Raw genomic sequence first — 23,369 nt, 5'->3', positions numbered from 1 at the left:
CAGGACCGATAATTAAGGAGGGAGTGTTATGAGGACGGCATTCTGGCTGGCGGGCGCAGCGGCGCTGGTGCTGGCAAATCAGGCATTCGCCGGAGACACCATCAAGATCGGCTTCGTCTCGACCTTCAGCGGCCCGACCGCCGTGATCGGCAACGACATGCGCAATTCGTTCGAGCTCGCGCTCGATCATCTCGGCCGCAAGATGGGCGGCAAGCCGGTCGAGGTGCTCTACGAGGACGACGGGCAGAAGCCCGACGTCGGCAAGCAGAAGACCGAGAAGCTGGTGCAGTCCGACAAGGTCGACTTCATCGTCGGCTATATCTGGTCGAACGTGCTGCTCGCCTCGCTCAAGACCGCGGTCGATTCGAAGACCTTCCTGATCTCGGCCAATGCCGGTCCGTCGCAGCTCGCGGGCGAGCTGTGCTCGCCTTACGTGTTCTCGACCTCCTGGCAGAACGACCAGACCCCGCAGGCGGTCGGCACCTATATGAACCAGAAGGGTGTCAAGTCGGTGTTCCTGATCGGCCCGAACTATGCCGCCGGCAAGGACATGCTGGCCGGCGTCAAGAGCACCTTCAAGGGTCAGGTCGTGGGTGAGGAATATACGGTGTGGCCGAGCCAGCTCGACTTCTCCGCCGAGCTCTCCAAGGCGCGTGCCTCCGGCGCCGAGTCGATCTTCGTGTTCTACCCGGGTGCTGCTGGCGTGCAATTCCTGAACCAATATGCACAGGCCGGGCTGAAGAGCACGATGCCGCTCTACACCGCCTTCACCATCGACGAGCTCTCGCTGCCGCTCCAGAAGGAGAACGCGCTCGGGGTGCCCGGCGCGCAGCAATGGGTCAACGACCTCCCCAACGAGCAGAACAAGCGCTTCGTCGCCGACTACCGCAAGAAGTACCCCGGCCTGCGCCCGACCTTCTACGGCGCGCAGTCCTATGACGCCGCGAACCTGATCAACAGCGCCGTCGTCGCCGTGAAGGGAGACACCTCCAAGAAGGACGAGATGAAGGCCGAGATGGAGAAGGCCAACTTCAAGTCGGTGCGCGGCGCGTTCAAGTTCGGCAACAACCACATCCCGATCCAGAACTTCTATCTGCAGGACGTGGTCAAGGATTCCGAAGGCCAGCTCGCCTTGAAGACCGTCGCCACCATCGTCGAGAACGACCAGGATCGCTTCCACGAGAAGTGCAAGATGAAGTGAGCCACAAGCGACGTAGCCCCTTCTCCCCTTGTGGGAGAAGGTGGCGCGAAGCGCCGGATGAGGGGTTCTCTCCCCTTGCAAGATTGTCCGTGAGGAGAGAGACCCCTCACCCGTCTTGCCGCTTTGCGGCGAGCCACCCTCTCCCGCAAGGGGAGAGGGGAAGCAGAATTGCCTACACCCTCGGCATGCTTGCCGGGCGCACCTCGCGCGCTTGCGCTGCGAGCCTGATGCCGGCGTTGGCGGCGCCAAAACCCTGATAATTCCTGCGTTCGACGATCTCGAAGAAGAAGCGCTCGTCGAAGATGTGGGTGTAGACCTGGAAGAACTCGCCGTCGCCTTCGCGGTCGTAGAGGATGTGGTTGGCGCGCAGCTGCGCCATCAGTTCGGGCGAAAGATCGTATTTGGCTTCGATGTCGTCGTAGTAATTGTCGGGGATGTCCAGGAAGCCCGCGCCGCGCCGGCGCATCGCGGCGACGGTCGCAAAAATATCCTGACACGCGAAGGCGACATGCTGCACGCCCGAGCCGAAGAACTCCGAGATGAAGCGTGCCGGCAGGGTGCGGTTGGCGGAGGAGCCGTTGAGCACGAAGCGCAGGCTCTGGTCGGCGTTGATGACGGCCTGGCTCTGCACGAGGCCTCTGGGGTCGGCGATCTCCATCTGCGGCAGGCGTTTCAGATCGAGAATGCCGGTGTAGAACAACAGCCAGGTCAGCATCTCGTCATAGGGCATCGACTGCGCGATGTGGTCGACCGCGACCAGCGCATCGGCGCTTGAATCGCTTGCAACAGGCTCGAAATCGGTGTTCCAGTTCTTGCCGGCCTGGTCGAGAAAATAGAGCAGGCTGCCGCCGACGCCATGGATCGCGGGAATCTCGAGTTCACCCGGTCCGACCGGCTGGTAGAAGGTGCGCGCCTTCAGCGTCTCGGCGCGCTGCATGGCGCGGCCGGCATCGTCGACGTCGAGCGCGATGGCGCAGACGCCGGGCCCGTGGGTGACATAGTGCGAATGCGCAAAGCCGTCGGTCTCGCAATTGATGACGAGCTCGACCTTGCCCTGCGACCAGCGCTCCACCGCCTTGCTGCGGTGCTGGCCGGTCCTGCGGAAGCCGAGCTGTGAGAACAGGCGGCCAAGCTCGCCGGCCTTGCTCTCGTTCACGGCAAATTCGATGAAGCCGGTGCCGCGGCTCTTCGCCTTCGGGGCCAGCGCCTTGCCGGCGAAATTCGGCCAGTCCGGTGCGAGCTGGTCCTCCAGCAGAATCAGCGAGCGCAGGCCATCGACGGCGGTCTGTGCGGCCGAGCCGGCGCGGAACTGGTCGTTGAAGATTTCCAGCGACAGCGGTCCGGCATAGCCGGTCGCTGCGATCGCCGCCATGAACGCGCCGACCGGCAGGTCGCCCTGGCCGGGGAAGGAGCGGAAGTGCCGGCTCAATGACAGGATGTCGAGCTCGAGCCTTGGCGCGTCGGAGAGCTGCACCAGAAAGATCTTGTCGCCGGGGATCGAGGCCATGGCGCGGGTCGGAAAGCCAGGTGCCAGCGCATGAAAGCTGTCGAGGATGACGCCAATCGCGGGATGATCGGCGCGGCGCACGATCTCCCAGGCGTCGCGATAATCGTTGACGTGGCGGCCCCAGGCCAGCGCCTCATAGCCGACGCGCAAACGACGTTTCGCGGCGCGATCGCCAAGCTCGCGAAAATCGTCAGCCGCGCGGTCGATGCCGCCGAGCGCGGCGGGTGAGACGTTGGAGCAGATCAGCAACAGATCGGTGCCGAGCTCCTGCATCAGATCGAACTTCCGCTCCGCGCGGGCGAAGTTGCGCGCGCGCTGCGGCTCCGGCATGCCTTCGAAATCGCGGAACGGCTGGAACGCACAGATCTCGAGATTGAGGTCCGTGCACATCTTCGCGATATCGCGTGGGCCGGCGCCGAACGACAGCAGGTCGTTCTCGAAGATTTCGACCGCATCGAAGCCCGCGGCGGCGATGGCGCGGAGCTTTTCGTCGAGGCTGCCTGAGAGGGAGACGGTGGCGATCGAGCGCTTGTTCATGCGGCCTGCTCCATGATCCGCCCCGGCGAGATCGTTTGCCCGGTACGCGCGGCCGCGCTGACGGCTTCGACGACGGCGAGCGTTCCCATCGCGTCCTCGACCGAGATCAGCGGTTGTTCACGGCCGGCAATCATTGCGCAGAAATGCCGGAGCTGCTCGACCAGCGGATCGAACGCGGGCGGCGCGATGGTCGCGCGCGCCAGCGGCGCGTACCAGCCGGGCTGCTCTGCGTATGACCACAGCTCCATGTTCGGCACGGAGAGCGAACCCGCCGTCCCTGCGAAGATGTAGCAGGGCTGGTCCTGCCTGGGATAGGCCGGGTTCTCGCCTGAGGAGAGCTCCCAGCTCCACGGCGCCGGCGTCGCATCCGACACGGTTACCGTGCCCAGCGCGCCGTTGGCGAAGCGCAGCAGCAGCGCGGCGGTGTCCTCGACCGCGAAGCCGCGCACCTTGTTCGAGGTCAGCGCCTGCACTTCGACGATCTCACCGCAGATGAAGCGGAGATTGTCGATGTCGTGGATGAGATTGATCAGCAGCGGCCCGCCGCCTGCTTCGCGCCGCCAGGCGACCTCGAAATAATCGTCGGGCTTCCTAAGGAGCCATAGCCCGACCACGGCCGTGAGCTGGCCGAGCTTTCCGTTCGTCACGGCCTCGCGGGCCGACTTGATGATGGGATTGTGCCGCCGATGATGGCCGACCAGCATCGGTACGCCGGTGCGTCTCACCGCCGCGCACAGGCGCTGCGCGGTGGCAACCGTCTCGGTCACCGGCTTCTCGACCAAAGCCGGCACGCCGGCTTCGGCGCAGTCGAGCGCCATCTGCAAGTGCAGCGTGTTGGGCGATGCAATGATGAGGCCGTCGGGCTTCTCTTCTGCGAGCAGGGCACGATGGTCTGCGTAGCAGGGCACGCCATGCGCCAGCGCATAGTCCTTGGCGGCGGGCGAGGGGTCCGCGATGCCGGCGAGCACGCAATCCCCGGAGGACTCGATCAACTCGATATGGCGACGGCCGATCAGGCCGGCGCCGGCCACGGCGATCCGCAACTTCGCCTTCATGCCGCACTCTCCTCCATGGCGCCGCCGAGGAAGAGCTGCCCGATGCGCGGATCGTTCAGAATGCGCCTGGCGTCATCGACCATGCGGGTCTGGCCAAGCTCGAGCACGATGCCGATGTCGGAGATCTCCAGCGCCGAGCGCGCGTTCTGCTCGATCATCAGGATGGTGACGCCGCGATCGCGCAAGCTTTTGAGGATGTCGAAGGTCTGCTGCACCATCAGCGGCGACAGGCCGATCGAAGGTTCGTCGACCAGCACCAGCTTCGGCTCGAGCAGCAGCGAGCGGGCGATCTCGAGCTGCTTCTGCTCGCCGCCTGATAGCGTCGAGGCCTGCTGCGCGGACTTGCGCCGCAATGCCGGAAACAGGTCGAGCGCCGACTCGATCCGCTTGGGCAGGTCGAGGCCCTTGTCGGCGGCGACGCCGCCGAGCTCGATATTGTGGCGCACCGACAGCTCGGGAAAGATGTTGCGGCCCTGCGGCACGTAGCAGATGCCGGCGTTGAGCAGCGCGCGCTGGCTCAAATTGGTGACGTCGCGGCCCGCGAAGCTGATCTTGCCTTCGCGCAGCTTGAGCAGGCCGAAGATGGCCTTGAACACCGTCGATTTGCCGGCGCCGTTCGGGCCGATGATCGTCGTGATCGTGGCTGACGGCACGGCAAACGTCGTGCCGTTCAAGATCGTCATCTTGCCGTAGCCGCCGACGAGATTGTGGACCGAGAGAATGGGATCGCTCATTAGGCGCTCCTAATGTCCGAGATAGGCTTCGATCACGGCGGGGTTCTTGCGGACCTCGTCGGGCCGGCCCATCGCCAGCACCTTGCCTTCCGCCATCACCATCACGCGCGAGCACAGCGACATCACGAACTCCATGTTGTGCTCGATCACGACGAAGGTGGCGTTCTTCTCGCGGTTGATCGCGACCAGGCGCTCCTTGAGGTCCGCCAGCATCGACGGGTTGACGCCGCCGGCTGGCTCGTCGAGCAGCACCAGGCGCGAGCCGCCCATGAAGGCCATGGCGGCATCGAGCAGTTTTTGCTGACCATAAGAGAGACCCCCAGCCGGCTCGTCGGCGAGATGGTCGAGCTTGAAGAAGCCGATCATCTGGTTGGCGGCCTCGGTCAGCCCGGCATCGGAGCGGCCGACCAGGCGCGAGGCCATGTTGCCCTGGTGCTCCTGTCCGGCGAGGATCAGGTTCTCGCGCACCGAGAGCTTTGGGAACACCTGCAACAGCTGGAAGGTGCGGCTGACGCCGAGCTTGTTGAGCTCGGAGGGACGCAGGCCCGTGACGACCTGTCCATCGAGCTTGACCTCGCCGCCGGTCGGCGTGAGCTGGCCGAGGATGCAGTTGAACAGCGTGGACTTGCCGCAGCCGTTCGGCCCGATCAGGCCGAGGATCTCGCCCTCGCGCACGTCGAACGAGACCCCGTTGACGGCGTGGATGCCGCCAAAGCTCTTCTTGATGTCGGTGACTTCGAGGACCGCGCTCATTGCGCCGTCTCCAGGCGCGACTTTGCGACGGCGCGCAGCGCGGACGCCGCCTTGGTGCGGCGCTCGGCGAGATATCGGTCGAGGATTCCGAGAATGCCGGTCGGCGACCAGATCAGCAGCAGCATCACGGCGACGGCGTAGAGCATCAGATAATAGCCTTCCGTGAAGCGCAGCCATTCCGGCAGCAGCACCGCGATCATCGCTCCCAGGAAGGGGCCGAAATAGAAGCCGGCGCCGCCGACGATCACCATCAAGAGGAGATCGAGCGAGAGCGACAGGTTGAACGGCACCGGATCGATATATTGCGTCAGCGGCGCATAGAGCGCGCCGGCGACGCCGCCGAGCGCCGAGCCGATCGCGAAGGCCATCAGCGTGTAGCGGCGGGTATCGACGCCGAGGGATTGCGCGCGCAACGGATTCTCGCGCAACGCCATGAAGGCGCGGCCCCAGGGCGAACGGATCAGCCACCACACCGCAAGCGAGACGATCGCGAGCGAGCCGAGGCAGACATAGTAGAACGGCAGCGGCTTGTTGGTCGCGATGCCGAAGATGTGCGGACGCGGGATGTTGGAGATGCCGTAGATGCCGCCGGTCAGCCAGCTCTCGTTGCGGAACACCAGGAAGGCGAGGGTGGAAAAGGCGAGGGTGACGAAGGCGAGGTAATGATGCTGCACGCGCAGTGCGGGATAGCCGAGCACCCAGCCGATCGCAAAGCTCAAGACGATCGCCACCAGGATCGCCGCCGGCAGCGGCCAGCCATGCGTGGTCATGATCGCGGCCGCATAGGCGCCGATGCCGACGAAGGCGCCTTGCGCCAGCGAGACCTGGCCGGCATAGCCGAGCGTGAGATTGAGCCCCATGGCGGCGATGCTCATCACCGCCCATTGGCTCAGGATGAACAGGCCGTAGCGGTTGAAGTTCATGGGGACGATGATCAGCGCGGCGATGATGGCAAGGCCGAGCGCGATCTTCAGGGGTTTGGCGATGCCGCTCATACGGTGCGCTCCTCGGCACGGCCGAGCAAACCCTGCGGCCGGAACAGGATGACGGCGATCAGGAACATCATCGGCACGGCGGCGCGATACTGCGTCGACACATAGGCCGCCGCGAGATTGTCGAGTACGCCGATCAGCAGGCCGCCGGCGATGGCGCCGCGCACCTGGTTGAAGCCGCCGACGATCGCGGCGATGAAGGCGGCCTGGCCCAGCACCTCGCCGGACGAGAATTTTGCGAGGTAGATCGGTGTGATCAGCAGCGAGGCCAGCGCCACCAGGAAGGCGTTGATCAGGAAGGTCAGCAGGATCATGCGCTCGACCGGGACGCCGATGATGCGGGCCACCGTCGGGTTCTGCGCCGCCGCCTGCATCTGGTGGCCGAGCGAGGTACGGCTCAGCAGCGTGGTCAGGCCGAGAACGGCGAGGATGGCAACAGTGAGCACGCCGATGCTCTGCAGCGACACAGCATGGGCGAGGATGGAGATGTCGCCGGTCGGCACGATCGAGGGGAAGGGCGAAGCCTCCGCGCTGTAGAACTGCTTGACCGATTCCTTGATGCCGATCGCGAGCGCCATGGTCGCGATCGCCAGCGGTAGCACACCGTGACGCATCATCGGGTCCACCAGCAGCATCTTGAAGGCGAGCCCGAGCAGGATCAGCGAGAGCAGGATGCCGACGATGATCGCGAGCCAGAACGGCGCGCCCACATGCATCGCGGCTAGCATCAGGAACGCCGGCAGCATCACGAACTCGCCTTGCGCGAAATTGATAGTTTGCGAGGTCTGCCACAGCAGCGTGAAGCCGACCGCGACCAGCGCGTAGATGGCGCCGGTGGCGAGCCCCGCGACCAGTAGATCGAATAGGTTGGACATGTTCCCCTCTTTCCTCTCCCTCTCCCCGCTCTCTTTCTTCTCCCTCTCCCCGTACTTACGGGGAGAGAGTTGGGGTGAGGGGCTGTCTCCGCGTACTCGATTGTCACCGTCGTCGCGGAAGCAGCCCCTCACCCCGCCCTCTCCCCGCGAAGGGGCGGGGAGAGGGAGACGAAAGATCTCTCCCCGCGTAGAGCGGGGCGAGGGAGAAGGGCCACGCTTCACTTCACCTTGGGCAGCACCTGCTTCACCACCTGCTTGCCTTCGACCACCTCGACCAGGAAGCTCTGGCGGTCGATGTCGCCGGTGTCGCTGAAGGTGACGTCCATCAAAATGCCCGGCTCGTCCGCGGCCTTGATGGTGAGGCCGTGCAGCGTGTCGGCGAACTTCTTCGGGTCGACCTTGCCCATCTTTTCCGTGGTCGCCTTCACCATGTAGACGGCGAGGTAGCCCTTCAGGCCGTTATGATCGGGGACGTAATTGTACTTCTTGGAGAACTTCTCGCGGAACGCCTTGACCAGATCGACCGGCGCGTCGGTGGTGAGGCCGACATGGCCGCGCGCGCCGTTGGCGGCATCGCCCGCGAGCTCGATCACCTTCTGGCCGATCAGCGTGGTCTCGCCCATCAGCGGCGCGGTGACGCCCTGGCGCTTCAGCTCTTTCAGGATGCGCGCGCTCTCTTCCTCGTTCAGATAGACGAACACGGCGTCGGGATTGGCGGCCTTGATCTTGCCGACGTCGGCGGCGAAGTCGGCCTGGCCCGCTTCGGTGGAGAGATCGGCGACGACCTTGGATCCGAGCCGGTCGAGCTCCTTGACCACGACGTCGCGGCCACCGCGGCCGAAGTCGTTGTTGACCCAGACCACCGCAACGGTCTTCGCCTTCATCTCGTCGTGGATGTACTTTGCGACCTTCGGCATTGAGGATTGCTGGCCGAAGGAGGTGCGGAACAGGAACTTGTTTCCTGTCTGCGTCAGCTCGGCGGCTTCGCCGCCCATGATCTGCGCGATGCCGGCTTCGGCCGCGAGCGGCGCGGTCACCTTCACCGAGCCGGAATAACCGGGCCCGAGCAGCACATAGGGCTCGGCGTCGAGCGCCTTCTGCACCTGGGCGCGCGCCACCCCGGGGTTGGACTGCGAGTCGGCGTGGCTGACCTCGAGCTTGCGGCCGAGCACGCCGCCCTTGGCGTTGATCTCCTCGATCGCGAGGTCGATGCCGTTCTTCCAGTTCGTGCCGACGGTGGCACCGCCGCCCGAGAGCTCCGCGACGTTGGCGAGCTTGATCGCCTGGGCAAAGGCGCCCGTTGCGGTCATGACGGTGAGCAATGCGCCCACCACTAGCGTTGATTTCATCGTCCTCTCCTCCCGTTTCAAATCTTGCAAGCGGCCTTGTATCCGGCCGCTTCGCCTCAAGCTGCCTGATAGGCGGCGCTGCGCGCTGCCATCACGGCGTCGAAAGCCTCTCCCATGATCTCGGTGGATGGGGCAAGGCCTGTGAACAATTCGAAGGCGTCGGCGGCCTGGTAGATCGCGAGGTCGCGGCCGGTCATGATCTTCGCGCCTTTCTCTCGCGCTGCGGCCAGCAGCGGCGTGATCAGCGGCGAATAGACGGCGTCGGCGACCCATAGGTCCGCCCTGAGCAGTCCCGCCGGCACCGGCGTGTCACGGTTCGGCAGCATGCCGACCGGCGTGCCGTTGACGAGACCGGTCGCACCGTCGAGCGCATCCTCGACGCTGGCGGCGACGCGGGCGCCGCGCGGGGCGAGTATGGCGGCCAGCTTCTCGGCGCGCGCCGGCTCGCTGTCGAAAATGCGGATGTCAGCCACCTCTTGGCTCGCCAGCGCAAACGCGATGGCCTTGCCGACGCCGCCGGCGCCGATCAGGGCGATGGCGTTGCCGGAGGGCGCCAGCAATGGCGTCACCGCCCGCGCGAAACCCGTGGTGTCGGTGTTGTGGCCCGTCAGCCGGCCATCCCTGACGACGACGGTGTTGACCGCGCCCATGCTGGCTGCGCCCGGCGCCAGCGCGTCGAGCAGCGGCACCACCGCTTCCTTGTAGGGGTAGGTGACATTGACGCCGGCAAAGCCGAGCCGCCGGACGCCCTCGAGCATCATGCGCAGCCCGGCCGCATCGGCGCCGGCGACCTCGATAAGCTGGTAATGGCCGCGCAGGCCGAGCGCTTCGGCGGCGCGCTCATGCATGGCGGGCGAGGCGGAATGCGCGATCGGGGCGCCGATCAGGCCGGTGAGGAGCTTCTTGCTGGCGGCGTATCCGCGTTTCGACATGGTTCGCTATCGTCTCAAGGGAGCGTCCGGCCCCGGCCATTAGCGGGGAAATCCGTGCAATTCCAGCTGCGACGATAGCCTTTCCCCCGCCTAACACAATTACCCTTTTATCTGGCAAACCTAACATCATGTTATTTCTTCCGCCCGCGGGCAGGGGCGGTCTTGCCACTGCCGCGGGACGGCTCGACCGCGCGCATCTCGGTGCGCAGGGCCTCGATGAAGTACTCCGCATGCAGCGACAGCGGCGTGCCGCGCTTGACTGCGATGTAGGTGTCGAACCGCGTCGGCTCGGCGATCTTCAGAAGCTCGATGCCGGGATAGCCGCCATGGGCGACGGTGAACTGGTCGATGATGGCGATGCCGAGCCCCGCCTTCACCAGCGCGCAGACGGTGGTGCCGAAGCGCGCGCGGATCGTGATGTTGTAGTCGAGCCGGTGGCGCGCGAAGATCCCGGCCATGATCCGGCCGTAGGGGTCGTTGGGATCGATGCCGATCAGCGGATAGCGCGTGATCTCGGCGGCGGAGACCTGCTTGCGGCCGGAGAGCTCGTGGCCGGGCGGCACGATGCAATAGAGCTCGCCCGAAGCGAGCGGCATGAAGTCGAGCCCGGAATGCTCGAGCCGATAGCTCATCGCCACGCATTCGCCGCGGCCGAGCATCAGGTAGTCGATGGCTTCCTCGAGCTTGAGGATGTTGATGTCGATGCCGAGATCGGGATAGCGGCGGCGGACGCGCTCGATCGCACGCGGCACCATCACCTGCGAGATGCTCGGCACCGAGCCGATGCGCAGCTCCGACAGGCCGCCGCGGCCGATCTTGGAGATGATCTCGGAGAGGTCGTCGACCTTCTTGTAGACGCCGTTGATCTGCTCGAAGATGTTCTCCGCTTCCGGCGTCGGGAAGTAGCGGCCGTTCTGGCGCTGGAAGAAGCGGATGCCGAGCGAGCGCTCGGTGTATTTGACGAGGCGGCTGATCCCCGGCGCCGAGACGTTGAGCAGCTTCGCCGCACCGCCGATGGTGCCCGTCACCATCACGGCACGGATCACTTCGACCTGGCGCAGCGTCATCATCTATCGGATGCCCACAATGCTCTCCGCGATCGCGCCATAAGAAGTTGCAATATAGCCATCGTCAAGCTGATATCTCGCAGCTGGGCACACCTGCATTGCCGATCATGAGGGCTACTGACTCTTTGCTTGCTTTAGTAGGAAACCGATATCTCCGCGGAAACGACTGAAGAATCGCCGCTTCACGCAAAGTGATGGCCCGATCCTGCGTTGGATGCAGAAAGCGTCCCTTAGATGGGTTAAAGCATCCACCAGTAATGGTTGGCGAGGGAGCATCCCAAGACATGCGTCCATAGATGTCATGGAATCCATCAGTTCGCTTGTGACAATCTAGCTGGAGGATAGAGGGAAGGTCGCGGCGACTACCCTCCCCTGGAGGGGGAGGGTCGATCGCGCGCAGCGCGAGCGGGGTGGGGTCACAGTCTATCCATTGAAGCGGTGCCGAGTGGAGAGATCACCCCACCCCGTCACGCAATCTCGCTTCGCTCGACCGCGTGCCGCCCCCCCTCCAGGGCAGGGTAAGGGCGCAGCTAGCTCGTGGCTGTTGATGGCGGAGTAACTTCCCGGTCAGATGCTTCGAATAAAACCCGCGCGGTCAGATGGAGAGGCGCTCTCGTGGCGCGATCTGTTGCTTCGGCTGTTGCAACGGCGCTCTAGCTCGCCGGCCCTTCCGGCGACACGCTCTCGGCCAGCTCCGCGCGCTCGCTCTGCAGCACCTCGCGCGCAAACTCGATGATCTTCTGCTTGTTCGCCGTTTCGCGGACGGCAAAAAACACGCGGTTCAATTCCAGGCCGAGCACGCTGTTGAGGGCGATGTCCTCGTCTTCCATCGTTGGCTTCCCGCTTCGGATGTTCTCAGGTGTATCGTGGCGTCAATTCTGCCACAAGTAGTTAAATCCTCAGAGCGCATGAGCACCGGGAAACTACGGCCACAGCGAATTGAGGCGGTCTGTGAATACGTGCTATACGGAAGCGCGAGGGTCAGGAAACGTACGATGTCCGCCGTAGACTATGGCCGGGAGGCGCTCGACTTCATCGAAGGCCTGCAGACCTACCGCAAGGTACCAGAGGCCATGAACGCGCTCGAAGCGGCGTTCGGTCGCTTCGGCTTCGAAACCATCATCGTGACGGGGTTGCCCAATCCCGATCAGCAGTTTGCGCAGATGGTGCTCGCCAAACGCTGGCCTGCGGGATGGTTCAGCCTCTACACCGAGAAAAACTACGATCGTTTCGATCCCGTGGTGCGGTTGTGCCGGCAGTCGGTCAATCCCTTCGAGTGGTCGGAAGCGCCCTATGATGCGGAACTCGAGCCGAATGCGGCCGAGGTGATGAACCGTGCCAGCGAGTTCCGCATGTCGCGCGGCTTCATCGTGCCGATCCACGGCCTCACCGGCTACGAGGCGGCGGTCTCGCTCGGCGGTGTCCATCTCGACCTCAATGCCCGCAGCAAGCCGGCGCTGCATCTGATGGCGATGTATGGCTTCGACCACATTCGCCGTCTGCTCGAGCCGATGCCGCATCCGTCGACGCGCCTCACGCCGCGCGAACGCGAGGTGATCGCCTGGGCTTCGCAGGGGAAGTCGGCCTGGGAAATCGGCGAGATCCTGCACATCACCCAGCGCACCGCCGAAGAGCATCTTGCAACTGCTGCGCGCAAGCTCGGCGCGGTCAACCGTACGCATGCGGTCGCGCTGGCGATTCGGAACAAGATCATCAATCCTTAAGCCGCCTTACTGGGAAATTTCCCAATACCGAAGCTGCGTCTTTTCGCAGAATCTCCCCCCATTGAGGATGAATGGGGGTTTTCATGATTCACGCAGTTTCCGCGGTAAATCGTCACCTTTATGAAGACATAATCGAGCAGCATTTCCGGCTGCGTCACGACATCTTCGTCGAGGAGCGGCGCTGGGAGACGCTGCGCAGGCCGGATGGCCGTGAGATCGATTCCTACGACGACGAGGACACCGTCTACCTGCTGGCGCTGGAAGGCCGCCGCGTCGTGGGCGGTCATCGGCTCTATCCGACCACCAAGCCCTCGATGATGAGTGAGGTGTTTCCGCATCTGGCGGCGGTTCGCGGCTGGCCCGCCGATCCGCTAGTGTGGGAATGGTCGCGCTACTTCGTCGTGCGCGATCGCCGCGACGGCGCGCTCAACCTGCAACTGATGGCTGCGGTGCAGGAGTTCTGCCTCGACCAGGGAATCGCGCAGGTCAGCGCGATCATGGAGACCTGGTGGCTGCCGCGCTTCCACGAAGCCGGCTTCGTCGTGACGCCGCTCGGCCTACCGGCTCTGGTCGAGAACGCATGGACCATGGCGGCGACCATCGACATTCGTCGGGAGACGCTCGATGCCCTGCATCATCGGATCGGCACGGCTTCGGTCGTGCAGCAGGACGGCCCTCGTCTCGATGCCATCGCCCGTGCCAACCTCTGCGGTCATGTTGCCGCGCAACGAAAGAGCGCCTGAGATGTCGAACGTGATGCGGGACAGCCAGATCATGGCGCAAATGAAAGACGAGGATCTCGGCTACATGTCCGACATGGCGCTCGAACTGGCGCAAATGGCGGAGGACACCGGATTGACGACGCTCGCTTATCTGTTTCGGATGGCGGCCCTGGAGGCGTCGACGGCCAACAGCGTTCTCGCCGAGCCGGACGAGCTCCCCCGGCAGATGACGTCGCACTAGACGCAGCCCTGCTCGATTTTACGACGATCGTACCCTCTCACCGCCAGCCGGTGAGAGGGTGATGCCGTTTCGCTGCGGCAGGTTGCCTCATGCCGTGCGGCAGCTTTTTTGCATTGCGGGGCGCGTCCCGGCCGCACGTGCCGAGATGCAACAAAGTGCATGTTTGATGTCGAATCGCTCTTGCCTCGGAACGATACTGCCATTACCCATTTTTCGGCCTTGAAGAGGCAGGGGGAGCTCTTTCACTGATGGCGACTGTGTTCGAACATCGGCGCGCGTCTGTATGCGCCTGAAAGAGTCCTGATGCTGCTCGTCGTCGAACAATTCTTGAATGGGTTGCAGTTCGGTCTGCTGCTGTTCCTGCTCGCCGCGGGCCTGACGCTGGTGTTCGGGATCATGGATCTCGTCAACCTCGCGCACGGCTCGCTCTATATGATGGGCGCCTATTTCGCCGCCACCTTCGCGGCGTGGACCGGCAGCTTCCTGCTCGGCGCGCTGATGGCGTTGGGCGCGACGCTCGTGCTCGGCATCGTGCTGGAGGTGAGCGCGCTGCGGCATCTCTATGGCCGCGACCATCTCGACCACGTGCTCGCGACCTTCGGCCTGATCCTGTTCTTCAACGAAGCCGTGCGGCTGATCTGGGGCCCGGCGGGCCTGGCGCTGCCGCTGCCGGCCTGGCTCACCGTGCCGGTGCCGATCCTGCCCGGCATTCACTATCCCGCCTATCGCCTCGCCATCATTGGGGTAGCGCTGCTGGTCGCGCTGCTGCTCTATCTCGGCGTGATGCGCACCCGCATCGGCATGCTGATCCGCGCCGGCGCCTCCAACCGCGAGATGATCGGCGCACTCGGCATCAACATCAAGCTGCTCTACACGCTGGTGTTCGGCCTGGGCGCCGCACTCGCCGGCCTTGCCGGGCTGATGCAGGCGCCGATCCTGACCGTGCAGATCGGCATGGGCGAGAACATCCTGATCCTCGCTTTCGTCATCATCGTGATCGGCGGCATCGGCTCGATCCGCGGCGCTTTCCTCGCTGCGATCTTCGTCGGCATGATCGACACGCTCGGCCGCGCCTTCCTTCCGAACCTGCTCCGCCAGGTGCTGAGCGGCGCCGCCGCATCCACCGCCGCGCCCGCGCTGTCCTCCATGCTGATCTATCTGCTGATGGCGATCGTGCTGGTGGTGCGGCCGGAGGGGCTGTTTCCGGCCAATCGTCGATGAAGGGTTTGAGCGTGAGCAAGGCCGTCACGGCCCTGATGCTGGCGGGCCTCGTGCTGCTGCCGCTCTATTCGCAGCTGACCGGCAACGTCTTCATCCTGACGCTGTTCACCCGCATCATCATCCTGGCGCTGGCGGCTGCGAGCCTCAACCTCATCATGGGATTTGCGGGCCTGATGAGCTTTGGCCATGCCGCGTATCTCGGCATCGGCGGCTATGCCGTCGGCATGCTCGCGCAGGAAGGCGTTGGGTCCGGCTTCATCCAGTTTCCGGTCGCGATTGCGGCGTCGGCGATCTATGCGCTGGTGATCGGCGCGCTGTCGCTGCGCACCCGTGGCGTCTACTTCATCATGATCACGCTGGCCTTCGCCCAGATGGCCTACTATGTCGCCTCGGGCCTGGCCCGTTACGGCGGCGACGACGGCCTGACCATCTACACGCGCAGCGACTTCTCGGGTCTGATCGATCTCGGCAACCGCACGCAGTTCTATTATCTCTGCCTCGCCTGCCTTTTCGGCGTCATGCTCCTGATATGGCGCATCGTCAACTCGCGCTTCGGTCTTGTCGTGCAGGGCCTGCGTTCCAACGAGCAGCGCATGCAGGCCATCGGCTTCCCGGCCAAGCGCTACCAACTGGTCTGCTTCGTCATATCAGGCACGATGTGCGGCCTTGCCGGCGCGCTGCTCGCCAACAACACCGATTTCGTAAGCCCGGCCGTGATGTACTGGACCCGTTCCGGCGACCTCATGGTGATGGTGATCCTGGGCGGCATGGGCACGCTGTTCGGCCCGGTCATGGGTGCGGTGGTGTTCCTGCTGCTGGAAGAACTGCTGTCGCAGATCACCGAATATTGGGCGCTGATCCTGGGCCCGCTGCTGCTGCTCATCGTCCTGTTCGGCCGCGGCGGCATCATGGGCGCACTCGGGAGGGCTGGCCGTGGCTGAACCCTTGCTCCGCGTCGAAAAGCTGGTGCGCCGCTTCGGCGGCATCGTCGCCACCGACAACGTCTCGCTCGACGTCGCATCCGGCGAGCTGCACGCCATCATCGGCCCGAACGGCGCCGGCAAGACCACGCTGATTAGCCAGCTCACCGGGCATCTCGAACCGCATTCCGGCAGCGTCTCGCTGGCGGGGCGCGACATCACCTATCTGCCAGCCTATCGCCGCTGCGCGTTGGGCCTGGCGCGTTCGTTCCAGATCACCTCGCTGCTGCTCGATTTCACCGCCGCGGACAATGTCGCGCTGGCGGCGCAGGCGCATGCCGGCACCTCGTTCCGATTCTTCGCCAATGCGCGGAAAGAGAAGGGCCTGCGCGATGCCGCGCAGGCGGCGCTCGATCGCGTCGGCCTCGGCCATCGCGCCGACGTCGTGGTCTCCAGGCTCAGCCATGGCGAACGCCGCGAGCTGGAGCTCGCGGTCGCGCTCGCCAGCAAGCCGAAGCTGTTGCTGCTCGACGAGCCGATGGCCGGCCTCGGCGTGACCGAATCCCAGCGCATGGTGAAGCTGCTCCAGGAGCTGCGGAAAGAGGTCTCGATCGTGCTGGTCGAGCACGACATGCCGGCGGTGTTCGCGCTGGCCGACCGCATCACGGTGCTGGTCTATGGCCGCGTCATCGCCTCCGGCGACCCGGCCGCGATCCGGGCCAATGAGGACGTCAAGCGCGCCTATCTCGGCGATCAGCATGTGGTGACGCATCATGGCTGACACACTGCTCGAGGTCGACGGCATCGAGACCTGCTACGGCCTGTCCCAGGTGCTGTTCGGCCTGTCGCTGTCGATCAAGCCGGGCGAGATGGTCTCGCTGATGGGCCGCAACGGCATGGGCAAGACCACCACCATCCGCTCCATCATGGGCCTGACGCCGGCGCGCGCGGGCACCATTCGCTTCGCGGGCGCGGAGGTGCGGCAGCTTCCGTCCTACCGGATTGCGAAACTCGGTGTTGGTCTCGTGCCCGAGGGCCGGCAGATCTTTCCGAACCTCACCGTGCGCGAAAACCTGGTCGCGGCCGCGGCGGATCGCTTCAACAGCGATAATCCCTGGACGCTCGCCGCGATCTACGTGATGTTTCCGCGCCTCGCCGAACGCGCGTCCAACATGGGCAACCAGCTTTCCGGTGGCGAGCAGCAGATGCTCGCGATCGGCCGCGCGCTGATGACGAATCCAAAGCTCCTGATCCTGGACGAGGCGACCGAAGGCCTCGCGCCGCTGATCCGGCAGGAGATCTGGAATTGCCTGTCGCTACTCAAGAGCCGCGGACAGTCGATCCTGGTCGTCGACAAGAACGTCGACCATCTCGCCCGCATCTGCGATCGCCACTACATCATCGAGCGCGGCAAGACGGTGTGGAGCGGCACCTCCGACGAGCTGATGGCCGCGCCGGACCTGCAGCACAAATATCTGGGAATTTGAGCCCAGCTCCAGCCGCGTCGTCGTTGCGAGCACAGCAAAGCAATCCAGACTGCCGCTGCGGAAAGATCCTGGATTGCTTCGCTGCGCTCGCAATGACGGAAGAGATAACGTGAGCTCTCACCAATAAATTCCGTGCCGATGCAGCTCGCGGATCACGCGCGCCTCGGTGGACGGCTGCCGGCGCTTCGGCTTGGCAGTTTCGGCCCTCGACGCCGTTGCGGACCGGGCCGACGTTGTGGCGGCCGGAATTGCCGATGCAGGCGCCGTCGACGCAGCCGGTGCGGTCGCCGTCGGCCCATTCGTTGTTGGCGGGGCTTGAGGCGTCTGCGCTGGAACTGGCGTCGCAGTGGCCGGCTGTTCCGCCTGCTGGCTTGCATTGCTGGCCGCCAGACTAAGGCTCCGCGAGCCTCCGGCATGGGCCTGGCTTGCGAGCAGCGACATCGCGGCGATCAGGATCAGCTTGCGCATGGCAATCCCCGTCATCTGGTCAATCGATCTTACCCAATTCCCTTGGGCTTCATGGACCTAACGCGCGAGGCGGTGCGTGCCGATCTCGATCAGGGTGGTCCGGCAGGACAGGCGATAGATCAGGCTGAAAAGTTGACCCCACATGACCGAACTCCGTTGTTGATCAATGCAGACAATTCTAGACCGCCTGCCTTTCCGGCGTTTTTCGCCGGGTGAGGAAAATGGCTTCGTCCGGGGGCGGCGCGATGTCGTCGCAACAGTCCGGAAGAAGTCGCCTCACGCGGGCGTGAAGCAGCGCGCCGAGCGGGGCCGATCGGATTCCGATCAAGGCCGGTAGTTCTCCCGGGATGAAGCGCCCGCAGCGCGGCAGTAACGTGCGGGCGCCTCAGCCCCGGTTATTGTATGAGTTCCGATCGCCAAGACGATCCGCCGATCCTCATCTGCTCAAAATGCAGGCGGCCAATGAAGTTCCTGGCGACACTACCTGGAATAGTCACGCTGCCTGCGGAGCACGTTTATCATTGCGTCCAGTGCCGTCGCGTCGACACGATTCGGCTGAAGTGACGCTCTGGTGGCCGGGGCGGGCCGCTTACAGCAGTTGTAGCTGCTCCCGCCGCCGCGAAACCGGTGCTATAATATCGTGAACAGACGAGAACAGGGAGGACACCATGAACCACACCATGGTTCCCAGTGATCGCGTGGAGCACGTCGCCGTCTACGGACGCGACGGCACGAAGCTCGGCACGATCGAGCGGTTGATGCTCGACAAGATGAGCGGAACGGTTGCCTATGCCGTGATCAAGACCGGCGGGCTGCTCGGTACGCGTCACCATTATCCGCTGCAGTGGAGCGCGCTGAAATACGATCCAGCACGGCAGGCGTTCCAGACCGAGCAGACGCTGGACGAACTCAGCAGCGGCCCGTGCGAGTTCGATGGCGACGCGTTCGACTGGGGCGACCGCTCGCGGCCCTACCCGCATCCGCATTACTGGTCGGTCTAGCGAGCAAGACGGTTCGGCCGCGGAGCAGTATTTGACGCGAGCGCCCGCTATCCCGCGAGCGGCGGCTCGCCGACCTTGGGCCAATAGGTCCCGAAGCTCCAGAGCCCGCCCTCCGGATCGCGTGCGGCGAAATCGCGGCTGCCATAATCGGTCGTGTAGGGCTCCATCTCGATCTCTGCACCAGCGGATTTCACCTTCGCATAGAGCGCGTCGGGATCATCGACAGCCAGATAGACGGCATCCGTCCGCCGGCCGCCGATGTCGCCAACCAATTTGCCGTAGGCGTCGTCGCGATGCGCGCCCAGCATGAGGATCGACGATCCGAACGCCAGCTCGGCGTGAACGACCGTGCCCTCCTTGCGGTACACCACCCGTTCGGTGAAGCCGAGAACGTCCTTCAGCCAGGCGATCATCGCCTCGGCATCCTTGCAGCGCATGGTGTGGTAGAGGCGCGGCGCTTCGTAGCCGTTCGGCTGGTTCATGACACTCTCCAGGTTCGGTGCAAGCTTGTTGCGAAGCCGACCCTAGTTCGGATCATGGCGGCCGGCTTGAACAAATGGGACCTGACCGTGCCTCGCGCCGTCTTGCCGCTGTTTTGGCGCTAGCCCCCGCCGTCCCGCATCAGGCGTGAATCGACGACATCGAGCCGCGCGGCCCATCCGGTCGGCGTCTCTCCGCTGAACATCCGGAAATCGCGAGCAAGATGTGCCTGGTCGGCATAGCCGGCGTCCGCGGCAATGGCCGCCCAGCCGCCTGCGCCATCCGTCCGGGCCAGGACGCAAGCGCGATGAAAGCGCAGCATCTGGGCCAGCGTCTTTGGCGGAGCGCCGATCTCGCGGTGGAAGCGGCGTGTGAGATGCTTGCGGCTCCAGCCGATGTCGGAGGCAATGTCGGCGATCCTGACCGCGCCCGCGCCTCGCCACAGCGTCTCCAGCGCGAAGGCGACCTCAGGCGAGGGCTCGTGTACGGCGCGGCGAAGCACGAAGTCTTCGACGATCTCGAATCGTCGCTGCCAGCCGGCCGCCTCGGCCACCCTGGCGCGGAGCTCCCTGCCGTGCCGTCCCAGAATGTCGTCGAGCCCGACGATCCGCGCGGTCAGATCGGGCACGGCGCCTCCGAAGAAGCGATACGCCCCGAGCGGCGTGAAATCGACCTGAACGCATTCGGCGCGCCCGTCGGATTCGATCACGACCGGCCCAGGAAACAGACCCGCTGCGAAACTCGGCCGCGCATCGGCGGTGTCCGGTCGGTGTCCGAGCGCAATGCGGAAGGGCGTTCCCAAATTCACCAGCAGAGGCAGTGCAAGCGGCGCGGCGTGGCGGAAGGCGGCCAAGCCGATCCCGCGCTCGCGGTAGAAGGAAATGCTGGAGATCAGCCGCGCAAGACGCGGCGAGGGCGGTCGACGGATGACATCGGGAGGTGCGTCCATCACGCGCTAACGCTCCGTCACTTCGCGCTCCATGCGTATGGTGTCGCAGAGCATGTCGGTCATGCCTGGAGCTTAGCAGGCGATCGCAGCGGAACTCAAATGACCCGGTGCGTGGCCGTCGAATTGCGCCGAAGCGCTGCCGCCCCGTCACGGCCGGTTGCGCATCCAGTCGGCCAGGCCCGCTATCGCCTTGTCGAGATCCTGGCGCGCGGCGGCGTCGGTGATCGTCTCCTCCAGCGCGCCGCGCATGCAGAGCATCCAGGCGTCGCGCTCGGCGTCCCCAATGGCGAAGCCGAAATGGCGCTGGCGCAGCCGCGGATGACCTTTCTCGGGTGTATAGAGCCGCGGGCCACCGGTCCATTCGGTGAGATAGCGCTTCAGCACGTCCCTGATCAGGCCAAGGTCGTCCGCATGCATGGCGCGGATGATCTTCGCCTCCGGCAGCGTGTCCATGCGGTCGTAGAAGCGGTCGACGAGGGCGTCGATCGTGGCGCTGCCGCCGATCCGCTCGAACATGGAGGTGGCGACGTCGGTGGACGTCATCGCTACAGCGCCACGCTGCGCAGGCCGAAGCTGCGGGCTTCGTTCTGCAGCACCGGCCGCACCGCATCGATCAGGCGTGCGGCGGCGGCATCGACGGAGAGGCCGGCGGTATCCACCACCGCGGTCGCGCGCGAATACAACGGCTCGCGGCTGAGCAGGATGTTGCGCAGCTCCGTCATCGCCGAGCGATCATCAGCCATCGGGCGTAGATCGCCCTGGCGACGCACGCGCGCCATGTGCTCCTCGGGCTCGGCCTTCAGCCAGATCGTGTAGAACGAGGAGAGGACCTGATCGAAGGTCAGGGGCTCGGAGACGATGCCGCCGCCGGTTGCCAGCACCATCAGCTCGTTGCGCGCGAGCAGCTGTTGCAGTGCCGCCTGCTCCATGCGTCGAAAGCCTTCCTGGCCGTACAGCGCGATGATCTCGGCGACCGAGAGCCCGTTCTGCTGCTCGACCTCCTTGTTGAGTTCGACGAAACTCCAGCCGATCTTCTTCGCCAGCATCCGCCCAAGTGTGGACTTGCCCGCGCCGCGAAGGCCGATCAGCGCGATCCCGCAGAACGGCGCGCGTCGGGGCGCGCTTGCGCTGCCGCCGGAGAGCAGATCCTTGGCCTGAGCAATCTGCGCGGGCGTCGCCTTGCGCAGGAGGTCGCGAAACATCTGCCAGTCCGGCGTCGGATCGGCGCTGGGCAGCAAATCTTCGAGATGGGCGCCCATCGCGTCGGAGACGCGGCGCAGCAGCACGATCGAGACATTGCCCTTGCCGCTCTCGAGCTGCGCGATGTAGCGCTCCGAGATCCCCGACACCTTGGCGAGCACTTTGCGCGACATGCCGCGCAGCGCGCGCATGGTGCGCACACGCTGGCCGAGTTGTTCGAGGAAGCGGGATTCGGCGTCGGGACTTTCGGTCATGAGTCTTCTTTACAGGGGTCCTGCGGCGCGTTTTAATGAAACATAGTGCCTGCTGGCATTGACAGCAAGCCGCCGTGGTGTCTTTCTATGAATTATAATTCTAAATTCCGGGGAGATGTCCGTGAGCGAGGGATCCTATAACGCGGTGACCTGGCTGCTCGACCGTAACGTCGACGAAGGCAGGGGCAGCAAGCTCGCCTTCGACGACACCGTCTCGCGGCTCACCTATGGCGAGCTCCAGCAACAGACCCGGCGCGCGGCCAACATGCTGCGCCGGCTCGGCGTCCGCCGCGAGGAGCGCGTGGCGATGATCATGCTGGATACAATCGATTTCCCGATCGTGTTCCTGGGCGCGATCCGCGCCGGCATCGTGCCGGTGCCGCTCAACACGCTGCTGACCGCGGACCAATACGCCTACATCCTCGCCGACTGCCGCGCGCGCGTGCTGTTCGTGTCCGAACCGCTCTATCCCGTCATCAAGGACGTTGTCGGCCGCATGCCGGATCTCGAGCATGTCGTGGTCTCCGGCGCCAAGCAGAACGGCCACAAGCAGCTTGCCGAAGAGCTCGCTGGCGAGAACGATCAGTTCACCACCGCCGTGACGCATCCGGACGAGCCGGCGTTCTGGCTGTACTCGTCGGGCTCGACGGGCATGCCGAAGGGCGTGCGCCATTTGCATTCCAATTTGCAGGCCACTGCCGACACCTATGCCAAGCAGGTGCTCGGCATCCGTGAGAGCGATGTGTGTCTCTCCGCGGCGAAATTGTTTTTCGCCTATGGCCTCGGCAATGCGCTGACCTTCCCGATGTCGGTCGGCGCCAGCGTGATCCTCAACAGCGAGCGGCCGACGCCGGCGCGCATGTTCGACCTGATGAATCGCTACAATCCCTCGATCTTCTATGGCGTGCCGACCTTGTTCGCCGCGATGCTCAACGACGAGACCATGAAGAGCGAGCGCGGCGGCAAGGCTTTGCGCATCTGCACCTCCGCCGGCGAGGCGCTGCCGGAATCCGTCGGCCACAGCTGGAAGGCACGGTTCGGTGTCGACATTCTCGACGGCGTCGGCTCGACCGAGCTGTTGCACATTTTTCTGTCGAACGCGCCCGGCGACATCAAATACGGCTCGTCCGGCAAGCCGGTGCCCGGCTATGCGGTGCGGCTCGTCAACGAGGCCGGGCAGGACGTCGCCGACGGCGAGGTCGGCGAGCTCCTGGTCGATGCGCCCTCGGCCGGCGAGGGCTACTGGAACCAGCGCCACAAGAGCCGCCGCACCTTCGAGGGGCCGTGGACCCGCACCGGCGACAAATACATTCGTGACGCCGAGGGCCGCTATACCTTCTGCGGCCGCGCCGACGACATGTTCAAGGTCTCCGGCATCTGGGTCTCGCCGTTCGAGGTCGAAAGCGCGCTGATCACGCATCCGGCCGTGCTGGAAGCTGCCGTCGTGCCCGAGGCCGATCCAGAAGGACTCCTAAAGCCGAAAGCCTTCGTCGTGCTGCGCCCCGGCGCCAAGACGACGGATTTGCAGGAGATGCTCAAGGAGCACGTCAAGCAGAAGATCGGCCCCTGGAAATATCCGCGCTGGATCGATGTGGTGGACTCGCTGCCGAAGACCGCGACCGGAAAGATCCAAAGGTTCAAGCTGCGGGAAGGCGCGCATTAGGCGACTAGGCACGATGGTTCGTCATGGCCGGGCTTGA

Annotated in this window: 26 protein-coding genes; 10 read left to right on the top strand and 16 right to left on the bottom strand. The window is 64.7% G+C overall.

All coding sequences use genetic code 11. The features are described from left to right. Positions 1-28 precede the first annotated feature (28 nt). A complete protein-coding gene (locus tag I6F36_RS18610) occupies positions 29-1,201 on the top strand; it encodes an ABC transporter substrate-binding protein (protein WP_225171920.1) in 1,173 nt (390 codons plus the stop codon). Positions 1,202-1,373: 172 nt separating this feature from the next. Here the strand turns inward: I6F36_RS18610 and I6F36_RS18605 are convergent, their stop codons facing one another. The 11 genes from I6F36_RS18605 to I6F36_RS18555 form a co-directional block, all read right to left on the bottom strand. Continuing rightward, positions 1,374-3,245 (bottom strand): bifunctional sugar phosphate isomerase/epimerase/4-hydroxyphenylpyruvate dioxygenase family protein, encoded by a 1,872-nt coding sequence (locus I6F36_RS18605; protein WP_225171919.1) that lies wholly within the window; start codon positions 3,243-3,245, stop codon positions 1,374-1,376. Beyond that, on the bottom strand, positions 3,242-4,300 hold the full coding sequence (locus tag I6F36_RS18600; RefSeq protein ID WP_225171918.1) for a Gfo/Idh/MocA family protein: 1,059 nt from the start codon (positions 4,298-4,300) through the stop codon (positions 3,242-3,244). The genes I6F36_RS18605 and I6F36_RS18600 overlap by 4 nt, the downstream gene beginning before the upstream one ends. Continuing rightward, positions 4,297-5,034: an ABC transporter ATP-binding protein gene (locus tag I6F36_RS18595; protein WP_225171917.1), complete on the bottom strand. Its 738-nt coding sequence runs from the start codon at positions 5,032-5,034 to the stop codon at positions 4,297-4,299. The genes I6F36_RS18600 and I6F36_RS18595 overlap by 4 nt, the downstream gene beginning before the upstream one ends. A 9-nt stretch (positions 5,035-5,043) precedes the next feature. Then, positions 5,044-5,787: an ABC transporter ATP-binding protein gene (locus I6F36_RS18590; protein WP_036001814.1), complete on the bottom strand. Its 744-nt coding sequence runs from the start codon at positions 5,785-5,787 to the stop codon at positions 5,044-5,046. Further along, positions 5,784-6,782 (bottom strand): branched-chain amino acid ABC transporter permease, encoded by a 999-nt coding sequence (locus I6F36_RS18585; RefSeq protein WP_036020342.1) that lies wholly within the window; start codon positions 6,780-6,782, stop codon positions 5,784-5,786. The genes I6F36_RS18590 and I6F36_RS18585 overlap by 4 nt, the downstream gene beginning before the upstream one ends. Then, a complete protein-coding gene (locus I6F36_RS18580) occupies positions 6,779-7,654 on the bottom strand; it encodes a branched-chain amino acid ABC transporter permease (RefSeq protein WP_225171916.1) in 876 nt (291 codons plus the stop codon). Before I6F36_RS18580 ends, I6F36_RS18585 begins: the two co-directional genes overlap by 4 nt. A gap of 218 nt (positions 7,655-7,872) precedes the next feature. Further along, complete coding sequence (locus I6F36_RS18575) at positions 7,873-9,003, bottom strand: ABC transporter substrate-binding protein (protein ID WP_036001805.1); 1,131 nt, start codon at positions 9,001-9,003, stop codon at positions 7,873-7,875. Between the two features lie 56 nt (positions 9,004-9,059). Next, positions 9,060-9,935 carry a shikimate dehydrogenase gene (locus tag I6F36_RS18570; RefSeq protein WP_225171915.1) on the bottom strand — a complete coding sequence of 292 codons (876 nt, stop codon included), beginning with the start codon at positions 9,933-9,935 and terminating at the stop codon, positions 9,060-9,062. 131 nt (positions 9,936-10,066) lie between these two features. Beyond that, positions 10,067-11,005, bottom strand: coding sequence for a LysR family transcriptional regulator (locus I6F36_RS18565; RefSeq protein WP_225128458.1), 939 nt, complete (start codon positions 11,003-11,005; stop codon positions 10,067-10,069). A 61-nt stretch (positions 11,006-11,066) separates the two neighbouring features. After that, positions 11,067-11,345: a DNA cytosine methyltransferase gene (locus I6F36_RS18560; RefSeq protein ID WP_346656666.1), complete on the bottom strand. Its 279-nt coding sequence runs from the start codon at positions 11,343-11,345 to the stop codon at positions 11,067-11,069. A 310-nt stretch (positions 11,346-11,655) separates the two neighbouring features. Continuing rightward, a complete protein-coding gene (locus I6F36_RS18555) occupies positions 11,656-11,832 on the bottom strand; it encodes a hypothetical protein (RefSeq protein ID WP_036001797.1) in 177 nt (58 codons plus the stop codon). A 165-nt stretch (positions 11,833-11,997) separates the two neighbouring features. Between I6F36_RS18555 and I6F36_RS18550 the strand changes: the two genes are divergently transcribed. The 7 genes from I6F36_RS18550 (at position 11,998) to I6F36_RS18520 (ending at position 17,317) form a co-directional block, all read left to right on the top strand. Beyond that, positions 11,998-12,726 carry a LuxR family transcriptional regulator gene (locus I6F36_RS18550; protein ID WP_036001794.1) on the top strand — a complete coding sequence of 243 codons (729 nt, stop codon included), beginning with the start codon at positions 11,998-12,000 and terminating at the stop codon, positions 12,724-12,726. Positions 12,727-12,809: 83 nt separating this feature from the next. Further along, entirely contained in the window at positions 12,810-13,469 is a 660-nt protein-coding gene (locus I6F36_RS18545) for an acyl-homoserine-lactone synthase (RefSeq protein ID WP_225140653.1), read from the top strand. A 1-nt stretch (position 13,470) separates the two neighbouring features. After that, entirely contained in the window at positions 13,471-13,689 is a 219-nt protein-coding gene (locus I6F36_RS18540; RefSeq protein WP_036001783.1) for a hypothetical protein, read from the top strand. Positions 13,690-13,992: 303 nt separating this feature from the next. Further along, positions 13,993-14,910 (top strand): branched-chain amino acid ABC transporter permease, encoded by a 918-nt coding sequence (locus I6F36_RS18535; RefSeq protein ID WP_036001780.1) that lies wholly within the window; start codon positions 13,993-13,995, stop codon positions 14,908-14,910. Further along, the gene (locus I6F36_RS18530) at positions 14,907-15,851 is read left to right on the top strand and encodes a branched-chain amino acid ABC transporter permease (protein ID WP_036001776.1); all 945 of its coding nucleotides are present in this window, start codon (positions 14,907-14,909) and stop codon (positions 15,849-15,851) included. Before I6F36_RS18535 ends, I6F36_RS18530 begins: the two co-directional genes overlap by 4 nt. Further along, positions 15,844-16,611, top strand: a complete 768-nt coding sequence (locus I6F36_RS18525) for an ABC transporter ATP-binding protein (protein ID WP_225171913.1) — start codon at positions 15,844-15,846, stop codon at positions 16,609-16,611. The genes I6F36_RS18530 and I6F36_RS18525 overlap by 8 nt, the downstream gene beginning before the upstream one ends. Then, complete coding sequence (locus tag I6F36_RS18520; protein ID WP_036001768.1) at positions 16,604-17,317, top strand: ABC transporter ATP-binding protein; 714 nt, start codon at positions 16,604-16,606, stop codon at positions 17,315-17,317. Before I6F36_RS18525 ends, I6F36_RS18520 begins: the two co-directional genes overlap by 8 nt. Before the next feature lie 117 nt (positions 17,318-17,434). Here I6F36_RS18520 and I6F36_RS18515 read toward each other — a convergent pair whose 3' ends face one another. After that, positions 17,435-17,800, bottom strand: coding sequence for a hypothetical protein (locus tag I6F36_RS18515; RefSeq protein WP_338121059.1), 366 nt, complete (start codon positions 17,798-17,800; stop codon positions 17,435-17,437). Positions 17,801-18,453: 653 nt separating this feature from the next. On the opposite strand from I6F36_RS18515, the gene I6F36_RS18510 reads away from it, so the two are divergent. After that, positions 18,454-18,786, top strand: coding sequence for a PRC-barrel domain-containing protein (locus I6F36_RS18510; RefSeq protein WP_036001758.1), 333 nt, complete (start codon positions 18,454-18,456; stop codon positions 18,784-18,786). A 47-nt stretch (positions 18,787-18,833) separates the two neighbouring features. Here I6F36_RS18510 and I6F36_RS18505 read toward each other — a convergent pair whose 3' ends face one another. The 4 genes from I6F36_RS18505 to I6F36_RS18490 all read right to left on the bottom strand — a co-directional run bounded on the left by I6F36_RS18505 (position 18,834) and on the right by I6F36_RS18490 (position 21,669). Beyond that, positions 18,834-19,268 (bottom strand): VOC family protein, encoded by a 435-nt coding sequence (locus tag I6F36_RS18505; RefSeq protein WP_109142172.1) that lies wholly within the window; start codon positions 19,266-19,268, stop codon positions 18,834-18,836. A 119-nt stretch (positions 19,269-19,387) separates the two neighbouring features. Beyond that, the gene (locus I6F36_RS18500; RefSeq protein WP_225113437.1) at positions 19,388-20,119 is read right to left on the bottom strand and encodes a helix-turn-helix domain-containing protein; all 732 of its coding nucleotides are present in this window, start codon (positions 20,117-20,119) and stop codon (positions 19,388-19,390) included. A gap of 243 nt (positions 20,120-20,362) precedes the next feature. Beyond that, on the bottom strand, positions 20,363-20,758 hold the full coding sequence (locus tag I6F36_RS18495) for a group II truncated hemoglobin (protein ID WP_057028463.1): 396 nt from the start codon (positions 20,756-20,758) through the stop codon (positions 20,363-20,365). Between the two features lie 2 nt (positions 20,759-20,760). After that, positions 20,761-21,669 (bottom strand): helix-turn-helix transcriptional regulator, encoded by a 909-nt coding sequence (locus tag I6F36_RS18490; protein ID WP_225134355.1) that lies wholly within the window; start codon positions 21,667-21,669, stop codon positions 20,761-20,763. Between the two features lie 121 nt (positions 21,670-21,790). On the opposite strand from I6F36_RS18490, the gene I6F36_RS18485 reads away from it, so the two are divergent. Next, entirely contained in the window at positions 21,791-23,332 is a 1,542-nt protein-coding gene (locus I6F36_RS18485) for a benzoate-CoA ligase family protein (RefSeq protein ID WP_225171912.1), read from the top strand. Positions 23,333-23,369: the final 37 nt, after the last annotated feature.

Origin of the sequence: Bradyrhizobium sp. BRP19 (genome assembly GCF_020194195.1) — a bacterium.
In the GTDB taxonomy this organism is placed as follows: Bacteria; Pseudomonadota; Alphaproteobacteria; order Rhizobiales; family Xanthobacteraceae; genus Bradyrhizobium; species Bradyrhizobium yuanmingense.
The sequence above is the reverse complement of the archived record's forward strand: the minus strand, read 5'-3'. Positions and strand labels throughout refer to the sequence as shown.